Annotated in this window: 14 protein-coding genes; 4 read left to right on the top strand and 10 right to left on the bottom strand. The window is 67.5% G+C overall.

Translation table 11 applies throughout. The features are described from left to right. Positions 1-10 precede the first annotated feature (10 nt). From FB548_RS16020 to FB548_RS16000, 5 genes are all read right to left on the bottom strand, one after another. Positions 11-1,246 carry a chemotaxis protein CheB gene (locus FB548_RS16020; protein WP_255470590.1) on the bottom strand — a complete coding sequence of 412 codons (1,236 nt, stop codon included), beginning with the start codon at positions 1,244-1,246 and terminating at the stop codon, positions 11-13. Continuing rightward, positions 1,239-7,361 carry an Hpt domain-containing protein gene (locus FB548_RS16015; protein WP_142125789.1) on the bottom strand — a complete coding sequence of 2,041 codons (6,123 nt, stop codon included), beginning with the start codon at positions 7,359-7,361 and terminating at the stop codon, positions 1,239-1,241. The genes FB548_RS16020 and FB548_RS16015 overlap by 8 nt, the downstream gene beginning before the upstream one ends. 90 nt (positions 7,362-7,451) lie before the next feature. Then, complete coding sequence (locus tag FB548_RS16010; protein WP_142125788.1) at positions 7,452-9,488, bottom strand: methyl-accepting chemotaxis protein; 2,037 nt, start codon at positions 9,486-9,488, stop codon at positions 7,452-7,454. A gap of 34 nt (positions 9,489-9,522) precedes the next feature. Then, positions 9,523-10,053: a chemotaxis protein CheW gene (locus tag FB548_RS16005; RefSeq protein ID WP_185742153.1), complete on the bottom strand. Its 531-nt coding sequence runs from the start codon at positions 10,051-10,053 to the stop codon at positions 9,523-9,525. Between the two features lie 54 nt (positions 10,054-10,107). Continuing rightward, on the bottom strand, positions 10,108-10,509 hold the full coding sequence (locus FB548_RS16000) for a response regulator (protein WP_055940451.1): 402 nt from the start codon (positions 10,507-10,509) through the stop codon (positions 10,108-10,110). A 241-nt stretch (positions 10,510-10,750) separates the two neighbouring features. Between FB548_RS16000 and gshB the strand changes: the two genes are divergently transcribed. Both gshB and FB548_RS15990 read left to right on the top strand, forming a co-directional pair. Continuing rightward, positions 10,751-11,695 carry a glutathione synthase gene (gene gshB, locus FB548_RS15995; protein WP_142125786.1) on the top strand — a complete coding sequence of 315 codons (945 nt, stop codon included), beginning with the start codon at positions 10,751-10,753 and terminating at the stop codon, positions 11,693-11,695. Between the two features lies 1 nt (position 11,696). After that, positions 11,697-12,572, top strand: coding sequence for an energy transducer TonB (locus FB548_RS15990; protein WP_142125785.1), 876 nt, complete (start codon positions 11,697-11,699; stop codon positions 12,570-12,572). 11 nt (positions 12,573-12,583) lie between these two features. Here FB548_RS15990 and tsaB read toward each other — a convergent pair whose 3' ends face one another. The 4 genes from tsaB to mrcB all read right to left on the bottom strand — a co-directional run bounded on the left by tsaB (position 12,584) and on the right by mrcB (position 18,482). Then, positions 12,584-13,324, bottom strand: coding sequence for a tRNA (adenosine(37)-N6)-threonylcarbamoyltransferase complex dimerization subunit type 1 TsaB (tsaB, locus tag FB548_RS15985; RefSeq protein ID WP_142125784.1), 741 nt, complete (start codon positions 13,322-13,324; stop codon positions 12,584-12,586). A gap of 55 nt (positions 13,325-13,379) precedes the next feature. Continuing rightward, positions 13,380-15,425, bottom strand: coding sequence for an ATP-dependent DNA helicase (locus tag FB548_RS15980; RefSeq protein ID WP_142125783.1), 2,046 nt, complete (start codon positions 15,423-15,425; stop codon positions 13,380-13,382). 61 nt (positions 15,426-15,486) lie between these two features. Then, a complete protein-coding gene (locus tag FB548_RS15975) occupies positions 15,487-16,041 on the bottom strand; it encodes a hypothetical protein (RefSeq protein ID WP_255470602.1) in 555 nt (184 codons plus the stop codon). A 29-nt stretch (positions 16,042-16,070) separates the two neighbouring features. After that, positions 16,071-18,482: a penicillin-binding protein 1B gene (mrcB, locus tag FB548_RS15970; protein ID WP_142125782.1), complete on the bottom strand. Its 2,412-nt coding sequence runs from the start codon at positions 18,480-18,482 to the stop codon at positions 16,071-16,073. Positions 18,483-18,843: 361 nt separating this feature from the next. On the opposite strand from mrcB, the gene FB548_RS15965 reads away from it, so the two are divergent. Beyond that, positions 18,844-19,890 (top strand): glycosyltransferase, encoded by a 1,047-nt coding sequence (locus tag FB548_RS15965; RefSeq protein WP_221625982.1) that lies wholly within the window; start codon positions 18,844-18,846, stop codon positions 19,888-19,890. Then, positions 19,891-21,198: a glycosyltransferase gene (locus FB548_RS15960; protein WP_142125780.1), complete on the top strand. Its 1,308-nt coding sequence runs from the start codon at positions 19,891-19,893 to the stop codon at positions 21,196-21,198. An 8-nt stretch (positions 21,199-21,206) separates the two neighbouring features. Here the strand turns inward: FB548_RS15960 and FB548_RS15955 are convergent, their stop codons facing one another. Beyond that, entirely contained in the window at positions 21,207-22,643 is a 1,437-nt protein-coding gene (locus tag FB548_RS15955) for a hypothetical protein (RefSeq protein WP_255470589.1), read from the bottom strand. Positions 22,644-22,806: the final 163 nt, after the last annotated feature.

The raw sequence follows: 22,806 nt of genomic DNA, 5'->3' as shown, positions 1-22,806 counted from the left end.
CGTATGTTCCTCAGAACCAGCGGTCGGTCAGGCGCTGTGCAAGCTGCACGGGCGCGCCAAGTTCGGCACCGCGTGACGCCAGCGCCTTCGGTGCCACCGGGTCGTAGCAGCCGTCCTGCGACTGGCCCATCACAAGTGCACCCTGCTCGCCCAGCGCGGCGACCGGATCCACCAGTGCGCTGTCACTGCCGCTGAGCAGCAACACCGCGCTGTCGGCCGGCGGCAGCTGCGGGATCATCGTGTGGATCACGGCACCGGGGCGGAAGCTCACCGCGCCTGCATCCACGAACGGCACCACGTCACCGGGCAGGACGTAGATGTGTCCCGCTTCGGCGGGCTTGCCGGCTTCGGCCAGCAACACGGGCATGTGCGCCACGCGCTCCATCTGCCGGACCAGGTTGTCGTAACGGCCACCGTCAAGGCGCAGATGCACCAGCACCGGCTTGGGGAATCCGTCCGGCAGCTCGGCGAGCAACTTGCGCACTGCGTCAGGCCCCCCGATGCCGGCGAACACCAGCACCGCGCCCTGCGCACGCACGGCACCCGCAGCGCCGCGGGATTCCAGCGGCTCCAGTTCCAGCGTGGACAGGTCGAAGGTCGAAGCAGGCACCGGCGGTGGCACCGCAACCGCCGCTTCCGGGAGCGGCGGCGGCATGGAAGGCGCGGCCACGGGCTCCACGTCAACCGTGGCATGACGCAGCCAGTCGTCCGCGTCGATGACCGGCTCCGCGACCGGGCGCGTCGCCAGGCCGCCGGTGTAGGCGAAATCATCACGCGGAAGTTCGAACGCCATGTCGGCCGCTTCTTCCAGGTGCAGCGAAATCTCCGCGTCCTCGTGCAATTGCGCGGGCGTCACCGGCAGGCCGGGCTCTAGCTGCAGGCCCACGTCTTCTTCTCGACCGGGCGGCAGCACGTCCTGGTGGCCGTGCAGTTTCGCTGCCAGATGCCGCGCCCAGCGCTGGGCTTCCCAACCCTGGCGGCGCGCGGCCAGGTCGGCCTCGTCGAATATCACCGCCACCGCGGGATCGTGCAGCACGTTGTCGAAGCGCTCCAGGCTGTCCTCGATGGCCGGCTCCAGCGCCACCAGCACCACCTGCGGCGCGCTGCTGCCCAAGGCGTCGGCGTCGAGCGTGTTGGGGTCGTCTTCCAGCACGATCTCGGCGCCGGCCTCATGCAGCGCCACGCGCAGGCGTTCGCGCGCCTCGCCCGGGCGCGCCAGCAGGGCAACGCGTTTGGCTTCACTCACGGACACGGGCGATTCCCAGCAGGTCGTACACGTTGCGCATCAGGTCGAGTTCCTGGTACGGCTTGCCCAGGTAGCGCTGCACGCCGATGTCGAAGGCGCGCTGGCGATGCTTGTCGCCGGTACGCGAGGTGATCATCACGATCGGCACGTCCCTGAAGCGCGGATCGGCCTTCATCGCCGTGGCCAGCTCGTACCCGTCCATGCGCGGCATTTCGATGTCCAGCAGCATCAGGTCGGGCACGCGCTCTTCCAGTTTCTCCAGCGCTTCGACGCCATCGCGCGCTGCGCTGACCTCGAAGTTGTGGCGTTCCAGCACGCGGCTGGTCACCTTGCGCATGGTCAGCGAGTCGTCGACCACCATCACCAACGGCACGCGTCGCTGCTCGACCGCGGCGACCTGCTGGGTCGGCTGCTGCGGCTGCGCCAGGTGGCGGCGCACCAGCGGCGCGGCATCCAGGATCACCACCACGCTGCCGTCGCCGGTGATCGTGGCACCGTAGATGCCGGGGATGGACGCGATCTGCGGGCCCACCGGCTTGACCACGATCTCGCGGTTGCCGAGCACCTGGTCGACCGCGACGGCTGCGCGCAGATCACCCGCGCGCACCAGCAACAGCGGCACCTGCGGCTGGCCTTCCGCCTTGGCCGGCCCCTGTCCCACCAGGTGGCCCAGGTTGTAGAGCGGATAATCCTCGCCGGCGTAGTGGTAGCTGCCTGCTCCTGCACTGAAGCGTGCGTGGCTGATGCGACCGATGCCGCTGACCGCCGCCACGGGCACCGCGAACTGCGTTTCGCCGATCTGCACGAACACGGCCTGGCTGACCGCCAGCGTCTGCGGCAGGCGCAGGGTGAAGGTAGCGCCCTTGCCCGGCACCGAATTGATTTCCAGCGAACCACCCAGCTGGCGCACTTCGTTGTACACCACGTCCATGCCCACGCCACGGCCCGCCAACTGGCTGACCTGGTCGTAGGTGCTGAACCCGGGCTCCAGGATCAGGCGGTCCAGGGCGCTGTCGGGCAGCACCGCGCCCGGCTGCAGCAGACCGCGCTGCTCGGCGCGCTTGCGGATGGCATCACGGTTGAGGCCGGCGCCGTCGTCGGACACCTCCAGCACCATTTCAGAACCTTCCCGACGCAGCGCCACGTGCACGGTGCCTTCTTCCGGCTTGCCGGCCTTGCGGCGTTCCTTGGGTGACTCCAGCCCGTGCGCGACGGAGTTGCGCAGCAGGTGTTCCAGCGGCGCGGTCATGCGGTCCAGCACGTTGCGATCCATTTCGCCGTGCGTTCCGGAGAATTGCAGGCTGACCTGCTTGTGCGTCTCGGTGGCGGCCTGCCTCAGCACGCGGCGCAGGCGCGGCACGATGCCTTCGAACGGCAGCATGCGCGCCCGCATCAGGCCATCCTGAAGCTCCGAACTCACGCGCGACTGCTGTTGCAGCAGGCCGTCGTACTGGCGCGCCAGATCGTCGAGGACGCCTTGCAGGCCGCTGATGTCCGCCGCCGATTCGGCCAGCGCGCGGCTGAGCTGCTGCAGCGTGGAGAAGCGGTCCAGTTCCAGCGGGTCGAACGTCGGGTCCTGCTTGTCGTGCTCGCGCTGGTAGCGCGCGACGATCTGTGCCTCCGTCTCCAGATCGAGACGACGCAACTGGTCGTGCATACGGATGTTGGTGCGGTCCAGTTCGGCCATCGCGCCGCGGAACGCTCCCAGCTGCTGCTCCAGGCGGGCGCGGTAGATCGCGACTTCGCCGGCGTTGTTGACCAGGCGATCCAGCAGGTCCGCGCGCACTCGGACCTGCTCCTGCTGGCCCATCGGGAAGAACTCTTCTTCCACCGGGGCCGCGACTTCGGTTTCGATCGGCGCCGACAGCGGCGCCAGTTCGACCGGCGCAGTGGATGCATCGGCTGCCGTTGTAGCATCGGGCAGTTCGATGCCGCGGGCGCGCGCATTGAACTCGGCGATCATGCCGTCCGGAATGGCGACGGCGCGACGCGCGGTGACGCGGGCAAGCTGGGCGTGCAGCGTGTCGAAGCCGCGCTCCAGCAACTGGATGGCGCGACGGTCCAGCTCGGTGCGCTGGCCGGCGATCGATTCCAGCATCGATTCGATCGCGTGGCCCAGGTCGCCCACGGCGTGGATGCCGGCCATGCGGGCGCCGCCCTTGAGCGTGTGCAGATCGCGCTGCAGGCCGATGATCAGCGCGCGGTCTTCCGGCGTTTCCCGCAACTTGGCGATCAGATCGTCGGAGTGGTCGAGCAGGTCGTTGCCTTCCTCGATGAAGATCTCGACCAGGTCCAGGTCGAGCCCGGTCAGGTCGAGGGCCTCTTCCGGCTCCGGCATGTCGGCGGGTGCACTGGTCACGGCAGACTCCTCGACTTCCACGGAGGCGACGACATCGGACGGCGCTTGTTCGGCAGCTTCGAGGGCTTCCGCGTCTTCCGCTGCTTCAACCGGCTCGGCAACGTCTTCGACAGGCGCGTGCTCCGCCGCGACGGCGTCATCCACCAACGGCTCTTCCACGGTGGCATCGAAGCCGGTCGCCACGTCGGCAGGCTCTTCGGTCGCCGCCTCTTCGAGAGAAATACCCTCGACTGCGGGAGCCTCGGCACTTTGCTCCGCGGAATCCCGTTCTTCGACGACAGGCAGTGCTGCGTCATCCATCGTGACGTCGTGATCCAGTGTCGCCACCGGCGCATCCGCGGCATCGGCACTGGACGGTATTTCGTCGGAGGCATCGGCGGTCGCGACCACGTCGCCCGGCACTTCCACCGGATCAGGCTCGCCGGCTTCCGGAGCATCCGCCACCGGAAAGTCAGCGAGCTCGTTCGCGTCGGTGATGTCGTCCACGCGTGCGGTCCCCTCGGCAACCGCCACATCCTCGTTCGCGTCGTCGAGAACCGGTGTCGTATCGACAGCGACAGCTTCAGTTTCGACCAGGAACGCAGGCAGATCGGCATCCACCACCAGCGCGTCATCGATCGGCTCGGCGAACGCGTCCTCTTCCTGCGCCTGTACGGAGGCTTCCAACGATGCGGCTGCAACGGTGGAGGACCCCATCTCGATCATGGCGTCATCCGTCACCTCGGCATGAGCGTCTTCGCCCGCCCCGGCTGGCGCCGGCGCATGATCGACTTCCGATTGCCGTGCACGAGGCAGGATGCGGTAGTCGATGTCGTAGAACGTCACGCCCTGCGATGCAGGCTGTTCCACGTCCACCGGGGCGGTTTCCCCGGCCTGCAGCGCCGCATCGGGTGCGGCATCGGCTGTATCGACGACCGCATCTTCCGGCGTGGCGTCGTCCGCCATTCCGGCTGCGGCAAGATCGCCCGCACCGTTGGCGGCGTCGCTGTCGAGATACGCGGACAGGTCCAGCGCGGACAGCTCGATGTCGGACGGCGCCACCGGCGGTGCGATCGTCGGCATCTGGCCGACATAGGTGCCCTGGTGCGCGTCGTCGACAATCTGCGCACCATGGCGCAGGTCTGGCAGGCTGTCGCGCAGCGCGGCGAGCTGGCCCGCCAGCGCCGCGAATACCGGGATGCGCGGCGACGGCGCCTGCAAGGCCGCGATGCTGCGGCGGATCGCCTGCGCGGTGTCGGCCAGCGCGGCCACGCCTTCGGGCGCCGGTGTTTCGCCCGCCGACAGCAAGCGCTTGACGTATTGCTCCGCCGACGAGGTGATATCGGTGATTTCCGGTACGTCCGCCATCGCCAGCGCACCATTCATGGTGTGCACGGCGCGCAGCAGTTCTTCCGTGACCGGCGTGGCCTCCACCTGGGCCTTCTGCAGCCAGGTATCGACCGTGTCGAGATGGTTGTCGACTTCGGTTTCCAGGATCTCGCGCAGCACCGCATCGACGGACGCCGGCGTGCCTTCGGTTTCGGGTTCGAACACCGCAGGCACGTCTTCGACCACCGGCGCGGCCGCCTGCGCCAACGTCGGCTCGACGAAGTCCGCTTCCTCGTCCAGTACCGTCGGCTGCGCGCTGTAGTAGGCCTCTTCGCCAGCCGCCAGGCGATCCGCCACGTCCTGCAGGCCGGCAAGGTCGGCCGTCACGCTGCCTTGGCCGCGCAGCGCGGCGTTGAGTTGCGGCAGCGCGTCGCAGGCCTGCTCCAGCAGGGCTTCGACCGCGTGGCTCGGCGCGCGCGTGCGGTCGAGCACACGGTTCAGCATGTTCTCGACCTTCCAGCTGAATTCGCCCAGCGTCTTGGCACCCACCAGGCGTCCGCTGCCCTTCAGGGTATGGAACACGCGGCGGATCGGGCGCAGGCGATCGAAATCTTCGGGGTTGCTGCGCCAGGCCGGCAGCAACTGGCGCAGGTTGACGATTTCCTCGTCGAACTCTTCGAGGAAGACGTCGCGGATCTCGTCGTCGATATCCGTGGCATCGCCGTCGAAGCCGCCCACGACGCCCGTCGCCGGCAGCGCGGCCGCCGCAGCGGCAATCTCGTGGCGCAGGTCGGGCAGCGCATCGGTGTCGGCATCGGTATCGGCGATGTCCGGTGTCGCCTCGGACACGTCCGCGAGGGTTTCGATGTGATCCCCGGCAACAGGCGCATCGCCGGCTTCCACGACGGGCGCGACGGTGTCTTCCAGAACGGACACCGGCGAGGCCGTCTCGGCATCACCGTGTGCTTCTTCGAAACCGACCGGATCGAACGGATTGGCGCTGCCGGGCGAAGACACGGCGGGTGCGGCGTCGATCGGTTCCAGCGACAGCCCGGCGAACGAGACTGGCGCGGGCGCTTCCTCCAGGGGAACGGGAACTCCATCGGCCACGGGCGCTTCAACAACAGGCACTTCGGCGATGGGCGCAGCGATGGGCGCCGCAGAGGCAGGGGAGGATGCTTCTTCGACCGCGGATGCTTCGGGCGGCAATGGCCAATAACGCAGCGCTTCCAGGCTGCCGCGGGTGATCTCGAGGATGTCCTCGCGATTCGGGCGCCGCTCGCGCAACGCTTCCAGGTAGTACTCGAGGCTCGCCATCGCGTCGGCCAGGGTGTCCAGTTGCTGGCCACCGGGCACGCGCTTCTTGCCGATCAGCTCGCCGCTGACATAGCGGCGCACACCGATGACGTAATCGCCCGCCTGCGCCAGTTCGAGCATGCGCAGCGCGCCCGCGACCTCGTCCAGCAGGCGCGGCACGTCGGTCAGTTCGGCGTGGTCCCAGTTGGTTTCGATGAAGGCGACGAAACGCTCGCGCGCACCGGCGAAATTGATGATGGCCTCCTGCGCCAGCACTTCGACCGTGCGTTGCGATTCGGCGGTGCTGGGATCGGGCGCCGCATCGCCGGCGCTGCCGAGGTGCGCAACCTGGTCATCCAGCGAGGCATCGACGTACAGCAGAGCGCCTGCGACATCGAGTAGCGTGCCTTCGTCCGCAGGACGGGCGCCCGCCACGACTTCGCGCAGGGTGTCGCGCTGCTGCATCACCACGTCGCGCGCCACGCCCAGGCCCATCATGCCCAGCGTGTCGGCCACATTGCCGAGCTCGGCCACCTGCGATTCGAGTTCGCGCGCCTCGCTGCCGGTGCGCAGGTGCAGGTCCAGCGCGTCCTTCACGCGCAGGAGCTCTTCCTTGACCGCATTGCCGACGGTGTCGAGCAGTTCACGATTGCGACCGCTGAGGCTGCTGCGTGCGTGGTCGATCTCGGCCTCGCTGGGCGTCGCGTCGTCGCGGGCACCCGGCGGGAACAGCATGCTTTCGTTGAGGCCCGACGCGCCGCGCGACGCGCGGATCTCGTTGAGCAACGGCAGCAGCACGATGGGAATGTCGCGGTGGCCGTCCTGCAGTCGCTCCAGGTAGTCCGGCAACAGCACGGCGCCGCGCATCAAGGTGGAGCAGGCCTCGTCACGGTCGGCCACGCCACCTTCCTGCAGCGCCTTGGCGAGCAGTTCCAGCTCTTCGGCGACCATCGCGGGCGCATACAACTCCACCATGCGCAGCGTGCCCTGCACCTGGTGCAGGTAGCCGGCGCAGAACCGCATGCGGCTGGTATCGGCGGGCGTTTCCACGAAGGCTTCGATTTCCTGCCGCACCAGGCGCAGGGTCTCGTCCAGCTCGGGCTTGACCCAGCCGAGCACGGCGTGGCTCATGGCTTCGCGCAGCGCACTCATGGGCATGCTCCCGCGGCGACGGCAGGACCGTCAGCCTTGCGCTGCTGGCAAGCGGGATGGCGTAGGAAGTTCATGCAGTGCGTCCCGTCCTCAGCCCGGCAGCTTGAAGTCGGCGACCGAACGGCGCAGGTCCGCGGCCAGCTGCGCCAGGTGACCGATGGATTCGGCCGTCTGTCCCGCACCCAGCGAGGTCTGCGAGGTGATCTGGCGGATCACGCCCATGGTCTGGGTGATGTCCAGCGCGGCGGCCGACTGCTGCTGCGCTGCGCCGGAGATGCCCTTGATGAGGTTGTTCAGGTCGTTCGACACGCGCTCGATCTCGCCCAGCGCGGTACCTGCGTCTTCGGCCAGGCGTGCGCCGGACACCACCTCGGCGGTCGTCTGCTCCATCGAGCTGACCGCTTCGTTGGTATCGGCCTGAATGGTCTGCACCAGGGATTCGATGCGGCGCGTCGCGCCCGAGGTGCGTTCGGCGAGGCGCTGCACTTCGTCGGCCACGACCGCGAAACCGCGGCCCGCTTCACCGGCCGAGGCCGCCTGCACGGCGGCGTTCAACGCCAGGATGTTGGTCTGTTCGGAAATGTCGTTGATCAGTTCCACCACCGAGCCGATTTCCTGCGAGGACTCGCCCAGGCGCTTGATGCGCTTGGAGGTTTCCTGGATCTGGTCGCGGATCTGGTCCATGCCGCGGATGGTTTCGCGCACCACGCCGGCGCCCTCGGTGGCGATCTGCACCGAGCGCTGCGCCACTTCGGCGGACTCGGTGGAGTTCTTCGACACCTGGTCGATGCTGGTCGCGATTTCGCTGATTCGGTCGGAGGCGGTGGTGATCTGGTCGGCCTGGTGGCCGGCGGCTTCCGCCAGCTGCAGGGCGGTGGCCTGGGTTTCCTGGGTCGATGCGGCCACCTGCACGGAGGTGTCGTTGATCGTGGTCACCAGGTTGCGCAGTTCATCCACGGCGTAGTTGATGGCGTCCGCGATGGCGCCGGTCATGTCCTCGGTCACCGATGCCTTCACCGTCAGGTCGCCTTCACCCAGCGAGCTGATTTCGTCCAGCAACCGCATGATCGCCTGCTGGTTGCGGCTGTTGTATTCCACCTGCGTCTGGTAGCGCATTTCCTGCTCGCGCTGGCGGGTGCGGTAGAGCGACCACAACAGACCGATGATGGAGATCAGCGCCGCGATACCCGAGGCGATGCCCAGCCAGAAGTTGGGGAACAGGCGCGTGTCGCGGACCGAGCCGAATGCCGAGAAGGCCTGGAACAGGTTGGTGCTGTCCTGGAGCATCTGGCCCGAGCCGTTGGTCAGTGCGGCGGCAGCCGATTGCGCGGCAAAGAGGTTGCGCGAACTGGCCAGGATGGCATCCAGATCCTTCTTCATCGCAGTCCACAAGGTCTGCGAATTGTCCAGCGCGGACAGGGCGGCGCCATTGCGGACGGCCGCGATGCCGAGGTCGGGGTTGCCGTTGCGCAGACCTTCCAGCACCTGGCCGAACAGCACGGCATCGCGACCCAGCGCGTCACCGGCAGTAGCCGCACCCGCGCCACCGGCACGGATTTCGGTTACGCGGCGCGCCATGGTGCCGGCCAGCACGACCTGCTGCAGCGCGCTGTAGATCTGCGACGAAGGTGCGCCGCCGGCGGACATCGCGCGGACGACTTCGTTGAGCTGCGCCTGCAGGTTGGGCACTTGGGTTGCGAAACGGTCGGCGTTGCCGGCCAACGCCAGCACGGCGGCTTCGGAGGTCACGATCTGGTCGGCGTTCTTGCCCAGCGGCGCCCAGGTGGCGGTCAACTTGGCCAGGGGACCGGCGATGGCGCCTTCGCTACCGAAGCGGCTCTGCAGGTCGGAGACGGTGGACTCGACCGACTGCTTCGTCTCCTTGAAGGCCTTGAAGGCTTCGGCATTGCCTGCCACGGCCTCGCGGCCCTGGTTGGCCAACTGCTGCGAGAGCACGCGCATGTCGGACGCACCGGTGCTGGCGCCGGACAACCGGCTGCCCTGGTAGGTGGCCACGCCGGTGTTGGCGCCGAAGACCAGCACCGAAAGCGCGAGCAGCAGCAACCAGAAACTGTTGCCGAAACTGCCGATCTTGCTGGCGCTGGGAGAATCCGTCGCAGTGCTCATCGTTCAACCCCTGGATTGTTCTTGTTGTCCGCGCTCAAAGCGCGGTCTGACGGAATTCGGGCGTGCGCGCGAGCAGTCCCAGCGCAAAAACACCCCATCGCTGGTCGTCGCTGGCGAAGGCCCGCTCGATGAAATGCGCGTAGCGGCCGTCTGCCAGTTCCCCCGGCTCGACCTGCTGCGATTCATGGAAGCTGCGCTGCCCGTACAACTCGTCGATGGTCAGCGCGACATCGCCACCGGCCTGGCGCATGACCAGTACGCGCTGGCCTTCATGCAGTACCGTGCGCTCGCCCTCGAGGAACTGTTTCAGATCGACCACCGGAAACAGGTTGCCGCGCAGGTTGCCGATGCCGAGCAGCCAGGGATGCGCGCCCGGCACGGGCGTGACCGGCGGCATCTGCACGATTTCCACCACTTCCCCGAAGTTGGAAATCAGCCGGCGCTTGCCGACCCGGTAGCCGACGCCGCGGTACTGGTCCTGCGCGATTTCCCGCGCCGGCTGCGCCACGGCGTGCGCCAGGCTGCGGCGCTCGTACTCGGCGAGCGTATCGAACGGTGTGCGGATCATGGCCCGCCCCCTGTGCGTTCAGTGCGAATGGTCGCCATGGCGCCAGCCCCCTCAGGTGCTGACGTGGGCGCGGATGGCGTCGAGGAGTTCCTCGCGCGTGAACGGCTTGGTCAGGTACTGCTCCGAGCCGACGATGCGCCCGCGCGCCTTGTCGAACAGGCTGTCCTTGGACGACAGCATGATGACCGGCGTGGACTTGAACACCTGGTTGTTCTTGATCAGCGCGCAGGTCTGATACCCGTCGAGGCGCGGCATCATGATGTCCACGAAGATTATCTGCGGCTGCTGGTCGGCGATCTTGGCCAGGGCCTCGAAGCCGTCCGTCGCGGTCACGACTTCGCAACCCTCGCGCTTGAGCAGGGTTTCCGCGGTGCGGCGGATCGTTTTCGAGTCATCAATCACCATGACCCGTAGGCCGTGGAGTCCACCGGCCTGGCCTTCGTTCTGCGTCATTACCTGATTTCCCCATGCGCGCGGCGCTTCATTGACGAACCGGCCCCGCTGCGTTGCTACTTATATCCCAATCCCCTTGCGCACTGTCAAGCGACACCTTCAGCGCCCCTGCCGCTGAACGGCGCGATGCGAACTGCGTCTCAATTTTGCGGCGACCCGCAAACGCGGTGTTCTGCCAGTGCCGGGACGTGGAATGCGCGCCGCCTGATACCATCCCTGCGTCTCCTGCAGAACCGCCCCCATGCCGCTGGACGTCGTCGTCGTCATGGACCCGATCGGGTCCATCAAGATCGCCAAGGACACTACTTTCGCCATGCTGCTGGAAGCCCAGCGGCGCGGCCATCGCCTCCTTTACGTCGTCCCGGGCCGGCTCGCCCTGCGGGATGGGCAGGCCAGCGCACAGGTCGCCCCACTGACTGTCAGGGACGACAAGACGGACTGGTACACCCTGGGTGATGCGCGCGAACTGGCGTTCGGTCCGGGCCAGGTGGTGCTGATGCGCAAGGATCCGCCCGTCGACGACCAGTACCTCTACGACACCCACGTGCTGGGTATCGCCCAGCAGGCAGGCGCGCTGATCGCGAACGACCCGCAGGGCCTGCGCGACTACAACGAGAAGCTGGCCGCCCTGCTCTTCCCGCAGTGCTGCCCACCCACCCTGGTCAGCCGCGATCCGTCCGCGCTCAAGGCGTTCGTCGCCGAACATGGCGAGGCCGTGCTCAAGCCGCTGGACGGCATGGGCGGACGCTCGATCTTCCGCGTGAAGACCGGCGACCCCAATACCAACGTCATCCTGGAAACGCTGGTCGGGGACGGCCGGCTGACCCTGGCACAGCGCTTCATCCCCGGCATCAAGGACGGCGACAAGCGCGTGCTGCTGGTCGATGGTGAGCCCGTGGACTATGCGCTGGCCCGCATCCCGCAGGGCGACGAGTTCCGCGGCAACCTCGCGGCAGGTGGCCGCGGCGAAGGCCGCCCACTGAGCGAACGTGACCGCTGGATCGCGGCGCAGGTGGGCCCGGAGATGAAGCGCCGCGGCATGCTGTTCGTCGGGCTGGACGTGATCGGCGACTACCTGACCGAGGTCAACGTCACCAGCCCGACCTGCGTGCGCGAGCTGGACGCGCAGTTCGGCCTGAACATCGCCGGCCTGCTGTTCGACGTCATCGAGAAGAAGCTGGCCTGAGATGTCCGCTGTCCCGGTGACGCCGCCGAAGATCGGCGCGAACGAACGCCTCGGCGCCACCCTCGCCCTGTCGCTGATCGTGCATGGCCTGCTGGTGCTGGGCGTGGGCTTCGCGCTCGACGATGCCGCGCCCGTGATGCCGACGCTGGACGTCATCCTCAGCCAGACCAGTACGCCGCTGACGCCGAAGGAAGCCGACTTCCTGGCCGCCGCGAACCAGGAAGGCGGCGGCGAACACGACCAGGCCAAGCGCCCGCGCGACAGCCAGGCCGGCTGGATTCCGCAGCCCGATACCGGCCTGGCCCCACAGCCATTGCGCGCCCAGACCACCGCCCCGGTGCCCCCCCCGGAGAGCCGCGTCGTCACCACCCGCGACGGCGAAGTCCGCGCACCGGCACCGGAAGCGCGCCCGCAACCCGACCGGCCCGAGCTTCCCCAGGGCGAACAGAAGGTGCAGCGCGATGCCGAGATGGCACGGCTCGCCGCCGAATACCACCTGCGCTCGGAGCTCTACGCCAAGCGACCGAAGCGCAAGTTCGTGTCGGCCAGCACCAAGGAATACGTCTACGCGAACTACCTGCGTGCCTGGGTCGATCGCGCCGAACGCGTGGGCAATCTCAACTATCCCGACGAAGCACGCCGCAAGCGCCTGGCCGGCACGCTGGTGATCAGCGTCGCGGTGCGCCGCGATGGCAGCGTGGAACAGACCCGCATCATCCAGTCCAGCGGCATCCCCCTGCTGGATTCCACCGCGCAGCGCATCGTGCAGCTGTCCTCGCCGTTCCCGCCACTGCCGGAAACCGCCGAGAATGTCGACATCCTGCATGTCACCCGGACCTGGCGCTTCCTGGCGGGCGGTGAAGTACGCGACGAGTAGCGTGCTGACCTTCAGCGCGAGGCGCGCAGCGCCTTCTGCTCTTCGAGGGTGAGGGCGACGTTGTTGCGCAGGTAGGCCGGTTCGACGTGCTCGGGCGCGATGATCTCGCCACGACGCAAGGCGTCGGCCGCCAGTCGCGCGAGATCGGCGGCATGCGGCAGCGCCTGCGCATCGACGCGGCGGAAGCGTTCCTGCAGGCGCGCGGCGAGCACGCCGTCGGCTGCGGCGAATCCCGTGCCCACGCCTACCCAGTCATCGTCCGCGCCCGGCAGCGCATAGTCGGCCGGCGCCACCACGGCTTCGGCTGACGTGGCTTCCAAACGGTCGCCGCGATGCACGAACGTGCCCGTGTAGACCTCGCCCATGCGCGCATCGATGGCCGCCAGGATCGCATGCGCCATGCCGACATCGCAGCCGCATTCGCCCGCCGTCACGCGGGGCGCCGGCACCTGCGACGCCAGCACCGCGAGCGTGGACACCGGCACCAGCGGTCGATCCAGCGCCAGTGCGATGCCCTGCGCCAGCGCGATGGCCAGGCGCACGCCAGTGAATGCACCCGGGCCGCGACTGAGGGCGATGGCATCCAGTTGCGCGCGCGCGATACCGGCTTCCGCCAGCAACTCTTCCGCCCACGGCAAGGCGAGTTCGGCGTGCCGACGCGGCGCGACCTCGAAACGTTCGCGCACCTCGCCATCGACGTACACGGCGACGGAACAGGCTTCGGTGGCGGTCTCGAAGGCGAGCAGCTTCATGGGCGACAGGGAGTTCGTGAGGTGCCTAGCTTAAACGCTGCGATCTGCGATGCGCTCAGAAGCGGGCGTCGGCGAACCAGTCATCGCCGCCGTCACCGGCTGCCGCCGCCGGTTCCGGCGCAGCCTCGACGCCGAAGAACCCCTGCACGTCCTGCACCCGCTGCGTGCGCCGGAAGGGCGGCAGCGAATCCAGGAACACGCGCCCATAAGGCTTGCCGGTCAGGCGCGGATCGCACAGCACCAGCACGCCACGATCGGTCTCGCTGCGGATCAGCCGGCCGACCGCCTGTTTCAGCGCGATCACCGCCTGCGGCAGTTGCTCATCGCGGAAGGGATTGCCGCCGGCGCGACGCACCGCTTCGAGCCGCGCTTCGAACACCGGGTCATCCGGCGCTGCGAACGGCAGCTTATCCACCACCACCACGCTCAGGGCATCGCCGACCACGTCGACGCCTTCGCGGAAACTCGCTGCGCCCAGCAGCACGCCGTTGCCGGACTCGCGGAACCGCTCCAGCAGCGTCCCGCGCGGCGCTTCGCCTTGCACGAACAATGGCCACGGTCCGCCACGCAGCGCCTCCGCCGCCTCGCGCAACGCACGGTGCGAGGCGAACAGCAGGAAGGCACGCCCCTGCGAGGCTTCCAGCACGGGCCGCAGTGCGGCGATCAGCGACTGGCCGTAACCCGGTGCATTCGGGTCAGGCAGCCCGGTGGGCAGGTAACACAGCGCCTGGCGAGGCCAATCGAACGGACTGGGTTGCAGCAACGTGGGCGGATCGTCCAGCCCCAGCCGCACGGCGAGATGGTCGAAGCGACCGCCCACCGCCAGCGTGGCCGAGGTGAACACCCATGCCGCGCGCGATTGCTCGCGGTGCTGGCGCAGCGGGCCGGAAACATCGAGCGGCGTGCGCTGGCAGCGGAAGGCACGCGGGGTCAATTCGTACCACAGCACGTCGCTGGCGACGTCGGCCTTGGAGGTTTCCTCGTCAAACGCGCCCCCACCGGACGGTGCTTCGTACCAGCGCGACAGCCGCGTGCCGAATTCCTTCGCTCGCGCCGCGCAGGCTTCCAGTCCGAGCGATGCCGCCGCCAGCGGAGCAAGGGCCGCGGACAGGTCGCCGAGCGCGCCGGCAAGCGCGTCGAAGCCTGTCGCCACCTCCGGTTTCGCCAGCAAGCGCTCGCGGGTGCCGCGTGCCGGCAGCCCTTCCATCGCCGCGCGCAATTCACGCAAGGACTGCTCCAGCGCGCGCACCGGCGGCTGCAGGGCCGACAGCGCGCCAGCCGCGTCTTTCGATTCGGCCAGGCAGTCGCGCGCCAGTTCCTGCAGGGGCCGCATGCCGAAGCCTTCGCCAAAGAAATTGGCGGCGAGTTCGGGCAACTGATGCGCCTCATCGATGACGAAGGCCTGCGCGCCGGGCAGGATCTCGCCGAAGCCTTCCTGCTTCAGCGCCAGGTCGGCAAGCAGCAGGTGATGGTTCACCACCACGATGTCGGCGGCCTGCGCGCGCTGCCGCGCCTGCACCACGAAGCAGTCGTCCCAGAACGGGCATTCGCTGCCCAGGCAGTTGTCGATGGTCGAGGTGACCAGCGGCAGCAGTGGGGAATCGTCCGGCAGCGCGGCCAGTTCGGCCATGTCGCCGAACTTCGTGCGCCCACCCCAGGCGACGACGCGCTGGAACTGGTCCACCTGCTCGCGGCTGGTGAAGGTGGTGCGCAACGCCTGCGGATCGCCCTTGGCCTGGTTGAGGCGGTAGCGGCACAGGTAGTTGCTGCGGCCCTTCAGCAGCGCGGACTTCAGGCCCGCGACCCCGAGCGCATCCCGCACACGCGGCAGGTCGCGATGGTAAAGCTGGTCCTGCAACGCGCGCGTGCCGGTGGAGACGATGGTCTTCAGCCCGGACAAGAGTGCCGGGACGAGATAGGCGAAGGTCTTGCCGGTGCCGGTGCCGGCTTCGGCCAGCAGTACGTCGCGCGCCTCGAAGGCATCGGCGATCGCCGCCGTCAGTCGCTGCTGGGCGTCGCGGGGCGCGAAGGCATCAAGTCGTTCCGCCAGCGCGCCACCCTCGCTGAGGGCGTCGCGGCTGGCCTGGGCTAGCTGGGACATCGTGGAAACGGAAAGCGGCGTGCGGCTGCAAGGGTACCGCGTCGCAGCGGACGCGGCGCCCTCACATGCGCTCGATCACCGGCACGGTGCACGCATCGCGCCGGCTCTCGGCATCGGTGACCGCTGCCTGGGTGGTCGCCGCGCGTGCCGCATGCTGCGCGGCGTCTTCGGGCGTATGTCGGGAGGGCAGCGAAGGCTGCACCGCGAGTTTATGCTGGCGGACCTGGCGCACGGTCTCCCAGTGCTGGCGGCACAGGGGCCCCACCTGGGAACCCAACTCGAAAGCACGTTGTGCCAGCGTGTCGGCCCGAGGGAAGTCGCCCTGCAGCAGGGCGACTTCGGCGCGCTCCTGCAACACGGCGGGATCTTCGGGCACCAGCAGCAGCGCCTGGTTCAGCGCCTCGGCCGCCGCGGAGACATTGCCCGCCGCACGCGCCTGCTGTGCCTGTTCGCGCAGATCCTCGACCTGCGGATCGCGCAGAGGCTGTACGGCGAGTTCGCGGTCATCATCGCCCGCCGCGGCATGGATGGCGGCGACGCGTTGCTCGGGCGTCATCGGGTCGCGGGCGACCGGCGTTTCCGGCACGGGTGCGGACACGCAACCGGCCAGCAACATCAGAAACAGGAGGAATACGTACTTCATGATCACGGCTGCTGCGGGGGAGTCTCTTCGGGTGGCGGTGCGGCTTCTTCCTTCCGGTCCAGACCGAACCAGCTGCGCCATCCGCCGCCTTCCTGCTCTTCGCCCTCGATCACCGGTTGCTCGACCACGCAGGCGGCATAGGCGGGCGCGAAGCCGGACACGAACGGCAACTGGCGCGCGCCGGGGCATCCCGGATCGGTGCTGTTGGAGGCGACTACCCACTGCCAGTCCAGGCCCTTGTCAGAAACCTTCAGCGGTGCGGTGGGCAGGCGGGAGAACAATCCGGACCACACGCGCATCGCGCCCGTGCCACCGTACAGGCCGGTCTGTTCGTTCTTGTCGTTGCCCATCCACACCACGGCCAGGTGATCGCCGGTGTAGCCGGCATACCAGCTGTCGCGACCATCGTTGCTGGTACCGGTCTTGCCGGCCGACTGCAAGCGGCCCAGGCCATCGCCGACCAGTTGCCGGCCGGTGCCGCTGGATACCACCTGCTGCAGGGCGACGGTGATGAGGTTGGCGGCGATGGAATCGCCTTCCTGTGCCGGCGCCGGTGTCTTGTCGTAGCGCTTGAGCAGCTTGCCATCCGGATCCAGCACGCCGCGCACCGCGTGCAGCGGCTGGATTTCGCCGCCGGATGCGAGGAACTGGTACAGCTGCGCCATCGCGTACGGGCTCTGGTCGGTCGCCCCGAGGATCAAGGCAGGATTCGGCTCGGCTTCGATACCGGCCAGCACGCGGATCAGCTGCGCCAGGCGATCCGGTTCCACCTTCATGCCCACCCGTACGGTGGCCTGGTTGTACGAACGCGCCAGTGCGTCGACCAAGCGCACGGTGCCGTGGCTGCGACGGTCGGCGTTGGCCGGCGTCCAGCGCCGGTTCTTGCCTAGTTGCACGGTCACCGGTGAATCGTCGACCCACGAGGCCAGCGAATACTGGTCCGGCTGCGCAAGCGCGAGCAGATAGACGAACGGCTTGAGCAGCGAGCCCACGGGACGTTGCGCTTCCACCGCACGATTGAAGCCCACCTCCGACACGTTGCGGCTGCCGACCACGGCCAGCACGTCACCATCGTGCACGTCGGTCACCACCATGCCCGCCTGCAGCGGCGGACGGCGCTTGTTCTCCAGTGCCTTGATCGTTCGCATCACCGAGGCTTCGGCATAGGCCTGCGCCGACGGCGACATGCCGGTCAGCACGCTGAGGCCCGCGCCTTGCAGCGCGCTCTCGGGGTAGTCGCGTGCCAGTTGGCGGCGGACCAGATCCACATAGGCGGGGAAGCGGTTGGCGGCCGCCATGCCCGGGGTCTTGGTGACACCCAGCGGCGCGGCGAGCGCGCGCTTGAATTCGGCGTCGTCTATCAGCCCGGTCTCATGAAGTTTCAGTAGTGCGTAGTCGCGACGGTCCTTGGCGCGATCCGGATTGCGTCGTGGATCGTAGTGCGAGGGACCCTTCACCATGCCGATCAGCAACGCGACCTGCTCCGTCGTCAGGCTGTCCAGATCGCGACCGAACCAGAATTCCGACCCTGCGGCCACGCCATGGATCGCCTGGCTGCCGCGCTGGCCCAGATACACCTGGTTGAAGTACGCCTCCAGGATGGTGCGCTTGTCGTAGCGCGCTTCCAGGATCAGCGCATAGAGGATCTCGTTGAACTTGCGCGTCGGCGTCTGTTCCTTGCCGATGCCCAGCAGGCCGCTGCGGGCCAGTTGCTGCGTCAGCGTGCTGGCGCCCTGGCGCGTGTCGCCGCCCGAGCGAACCAGCAACCATGCCGCGCGCACCATGCCCGACAGGTCGACGCCGTGGTGATCCTTGAAATCACGGTCCTCGACCGCCTGCAGGCCGGTCACCAGCAGTTCCGGCACTTCCTCCAGCCGCACCAGCCGGCGCTCTTCCTGCTTCTGCCCGTACAGCGTGGCGATGCGCGCCGGATCCAGCCGCGCCGCCTTCAGGTTCTGTTTGCGCACCACGTCGCGGACCGTCGCCACCCGGCCATTGGACAGGCTCACCTGGATACGCCGGGGCGCCACGCGGCCGTCCACGTCGATGTAGCCGCGACTGGAAATGGTGAAGCGACCCCCTTCCCGGGCGTAGGTGCCAGGAGCCTGGCCCGTGCCATCGTCGCGATACGACGCGGCATCGAGCTCGGTCTTCAGCGTCTGCGCATCCATCGCCAGCCCTGGCGCGACCTGCAACGGACGCGCATAGACACGCGTGGGGATCTGCCAGCGCAGCTCGCCGAAGCGCTCGGTGACCTGATGGTTCAGATACAGCGTGTACGGGATGAGAAATCCCAGGCCCAGGCCCACCGCGGCCAGACCCCAGGTCAGCAGGCGCTGCCGCCAGCCGGGCCCAACGCCGTCATCGATGTCGTCTTCGTCCAGCGCTTCGTCGTCGTAGTCGTTGCGGGCCACAGGGGATGCGACAATGGGAATTCGGGCGAGTCTAGCGCAGTCCCAAGGGGATGGCCGACAAGCCGAAATCCATTGATTCAGACTGAGATTCGTGCTTCGACTGCTCCGCTACCACCTCCAAACCGCCATCTCCCGGCTGCACCGCGCCAGGGTCATGCTTCATTCAAGAGGCTGGCGGGCATTGCTCGCCCGAGTGACGTCCGCGCCAACCACTGTCTCTTCCACCCCTCCCTCCGCCGCAAAGCCGCAACCCGAGCAGAAGATTGCTGAACTGATCATGCCGCGTGCGATGCACCCGATGTCCCTGTTGTGGGTAGAAGAGCAACTACCTGATCCGGCGCGCGACTCAGGCTCCCTGAGGATGTTCAACCTGTTGCGCCTACTGGTCGCGATGGGACACTCCGTACACGTCCTCACCACCTCGAGGATCGACGATCCGGTACATCGTCATCGCTTGCGCGAGATCGGCGTGCATTGCGTTTCCACGGTGGCCAAGGGACCTGCGCGCTGGTTTGAACGTCAGGAGATCAGTTTCGGCGCGGTGATCGTCAGTCGCTATCATCTGGCACAGCAGTGGTTCCCTCTCGTACGCAGCGTGAATCCGGACGCACTGCGGATACTCGACACCGTGGACCTCCACCATGTAAGGGAACTGCGCGAGGCAACTCTCCGTGACAGCGTGCTCATGCGCCTCGCTGCAAACGCTACCCGCCGCCACGAGTTGCATGCCATACAGGAGGCGGACGTCACCTGGGTCGTGAGCGATGTCGAGCATCGCATCCTGAAAGGTGAGCTTCCGGAGGCGCAGGTGGAAGTCATTTCCAATGTGCACGAACTGCCGCCTCCAGTGAATAGCCGCGAAAGCGGCGCACACCTGCTCTTCGTGGGGGGCGCGCACCATCCGCCCAACGCGGACGGTGTGCGCTGGCTATTGACCGAGATCATGCCGCGAATTTTCGCCCGTCGTCCAGAATGCAAGTTGCACTTGGTGGGCCTGGGCCTTGAAAGCTGCGCGAAGGATCTCCCGCTGCCACCGGGCATCATATTTCACGGTCATCTGCACGATCTTGGGGGCCTGCTCCGTTCCTGCTGCGTAGGTCTGGCACCGCTCCGCTTTGGTGCGGGCGTCAAGGGAAAAATCAACCAGTACATGGCCTTCGGCCTTCCCACCATAGCGACACCGAATGCGATCGAAGGAATGCACCTAAGGCATGGCCAGGACGTGTTAGTCGCAGGGGATGCGCCCGATTTTGCCGATGCGGTGATTCGCTTGCTCGACGACCGGCACCTATGGGACACGCTGGCATACCAAGGTCGCGAGAATGTCCGGCGCCACTTCTCCATGGAATCGGCCGTACCTGGGATCCAGGCCACATTCATGCACCAACGTCGCACTCGTCTCCGCTAGATGCACATCCTCGTCATCGCCTACGAATTTCCTCCCAGTCCGTCGCCCCAGTCGCTGCGTTGGGCCTACTTGACACGCCATTTGGTGGAGCAGGGGCATCGCGTTAGCGTGCTCACCATCCACCTCGGCGGCGAGCCCGAAGGGCTCCCTGCACTTCCCGCCTCCATCAGTTTCCACAGGACATATGCCGGACCAGTGCGCGGCAGCCTGGCTGCACTGAGAGACCTCCGCCGTCGGCGCAGCGCGCGAACAGACACGCGACCCGCCGGCACCTACAAACTTCCGATCACGACGCCACGCAGTGGGAAAGGCTGGAAGCAGGCACTCTCCAACACCCTGCAGGGTGCGGCAGCGATGGCCATTTTCCCAGATGTGAGGGGCGAGTGGTTCCCTTGGGCATGGCGTCGTTTGGAGAAAATTCTGGAAACGGACACCCCGGACATCGTCATCAGCTCGCATGAACCCGCAACCTCCCTCGAGCTCGGTCTTCTAGCGAAACATAGAGGCTTGCCATGGATCGCTGACCTGGGTGATCCGGTATTGGCAGCCTATACGCCGCCCCGATGGCAGAAACGCGCCTGGCGATTGGAGCGAGAGGTTGCAAACCTCGCCGATCATGTCCTGGTCACCACCCCCGCTGCCGCAGCGCTCCTCGCGGAGCGGCATGAGCGCAAGGAGCGCGTAACAGTGGTGACCCAAGGGCATGCTGCCGATGCCATTGCTGTCTCCAGCAGCGATGCATCTGGTGCCGCCACGTACGACGTCCGACGCCTAGAGCTGCTCTATACCGGCAGCTTCTACAGCTTCCGCAGACCTGAAGCCCTGCTCGAAGCATTGCGAAGCCTTCCGGAAGCGAGGCTCAACATTGCTTCAGTGACGTTGCCACCAAGCATCCTGAGGTTCGCTCAGGAACTGCCCGACCAGATCCGACTGCTGGGTTTTCTTCCTCATAATCTAGCGTTGGAGCTGCAGCGGCACGCTGACATCCTTGTCAATATCGGCAATGCGGACCCGGCACAGGTGCCGGGAAAGATCTACGAGTATCTGGGAGCCTGCCGTCCAATCCTCCATCTCGGCAACGGAGATGACGCCATCGCGCAGTTCATTGCCGGACTACGTCGAGGATGGTCATGCATGAACCGCAGTGATGCGATCGCAGCTCAGTTGACGGCATTGATCGCGAGCAAGCGCGACGGCAAGCTTGCGCGAGGATTGGATCTGGGAACCGCCTCCGTGATGCAGTGGCACTGGAAGGAACTCGCCCTCAAGATCGAAACCATCTCGCGATCATTGAGCGCCAAGGCGTGAGACTACGATCAGTTTTCGCCCGCCACTGAGCGCACGCGCTGCTCGAACTCACTGAATCCGTTTGCCAGAGGATCGAGGCTGCGCGCCTGCCCCAGCGCGTCAACGGCAAAACCGACCTCGCCCGCACGCAGCCGTTCGTCGCCCACCGCGATCCATTTTTCCGCCAGCCGCCTGCGTACATCGGCCAACGCAGGATCGCGGGGCTGCAGGGTCTGCCATGCCTGCTGGCAGGCTTGCGCGCGACGGATGCGATTGGCGCGCAACTCGTCTTCGTAACAGTCGCGCACCGCCGGCAACAGCCGCGCTGCGGCCTGCCTGACCGCGGGGTGGTCAGGCGACAACGCCTGTGCCGCGCGCAGCGTGTCGTAGGCGCTTTCCCCGGGAGGGGTCAGCCATTGCCCTTTCGTCTCGGCCTGTTCCATGGCAGCGAGCAATGCACGCACGCGCTGCTCGCGCTCGCGCGCCGGCACGTTGGGCTCCCGGCTCTGTCGTTGGTGCGCCGCGCGCGCGCGCGCCACGGCCTGTTCGGCCTGTGCCACGCGCATCGACTGCGGCGCCAGCGCGCGCGCCAGACCGAGTTGGTGCTCTGCCGGTCCGAAGCGAAAATCGGCCGCCTGCCGTTCCGCCTGCCGGGCGTATCCGATGCCCACCTGCTCCAGTCCCTGCCTCGCGGCGGCGTCTTCCGGCAAAGCCACGAGCACCGCCTCGTATGCCGAGCGCGCGGACTCCAGGCGTCCCCGCGCCAGATCCCGTGCACCGGCACGCCGCCGCGCGTCCAGCGCATTCGTCAACGCGGCTTCCGCCTGGGGCAGATCGACATGGCCGGCGTCGAATCCGCGCGCCGCCGCGATCCGCGCCGCGGCTTCGACGAGTTCATGGCGCTGGAGATGCCTGTTCGCTTCCAGGAGGAGATCGGACAACGCATCCTCCCTCCCCTCCAGCGCTTCGATGCGTGTCGGCTGCAGGGTGAGCACGCGCTGGTAGAGCGGGAGCGCGGCATCCTCACTACCCAACAACCGATGCGCGGCATGCGCCTGCGAGGCCGCCTGGAGCACCCCGTCGATGCCGGCGTGTTCGGCTTCGCGTGCGCGCAAGCGTGCGGCGAGCGCATCGGCCTGTGGACGCGGGACCTGCAGTTCACGCGCCAGCAGAAGGTGCGCGCGAGCCTCGTCGAAGCGGTTCTGTTGCAGCGCCTGCCCCGCTGCGCGCAAGGCGGCCTGGGCGACGCGCGCAAGGCCCTTCGCGGCCTCGTTGCGATCCGCATCGAGCGCCTGGGCCGCTTCGTAGAGCTGGCGCGCGCCCGTGCCATCGGTGGCATCCAGGCGCCCCTCGTGCAGGGCATGATCCGCCTGACCAAGCAACGCCTGCACGCGCGTCTCCGGCCACAGCACGTCCGCCAGCGGGCGGCGCAGCATCACCACCAGCGCGATCAGGACGACGGTCAATGCCGCTGCCCAACGCCAATGCCGTCGGTCACGCCATGCGGGGACCGGCGCGACACGGGATGACGCCCCTGTCGCCGCCGCGCGCGTCCAATCGATGCGCGGCTCGATGCGACGGCCCCGTCCGGCGTCATGGTGGTCTTCGCGGGTCACGCCCGCAGCATAA

The sequence above is a fragment of the Pseudoxanthomonas sp. 3HH-4 genome (genome assembly GCF_006716465.1).
In the GTDB taxonomy this organism is placed as follows: domain Bacteria; phylum Pseudomonadota; class Gammaproteobacteria; order Xanthomonadales; family Xanthomonadaceae; genus Pseudoxanthomonas_A.
The sequence above is the reverse complement of the archived record's forward strand: the minus strand, read 5'-3'. Positions and strand labels throughout refer to the sequence as shown.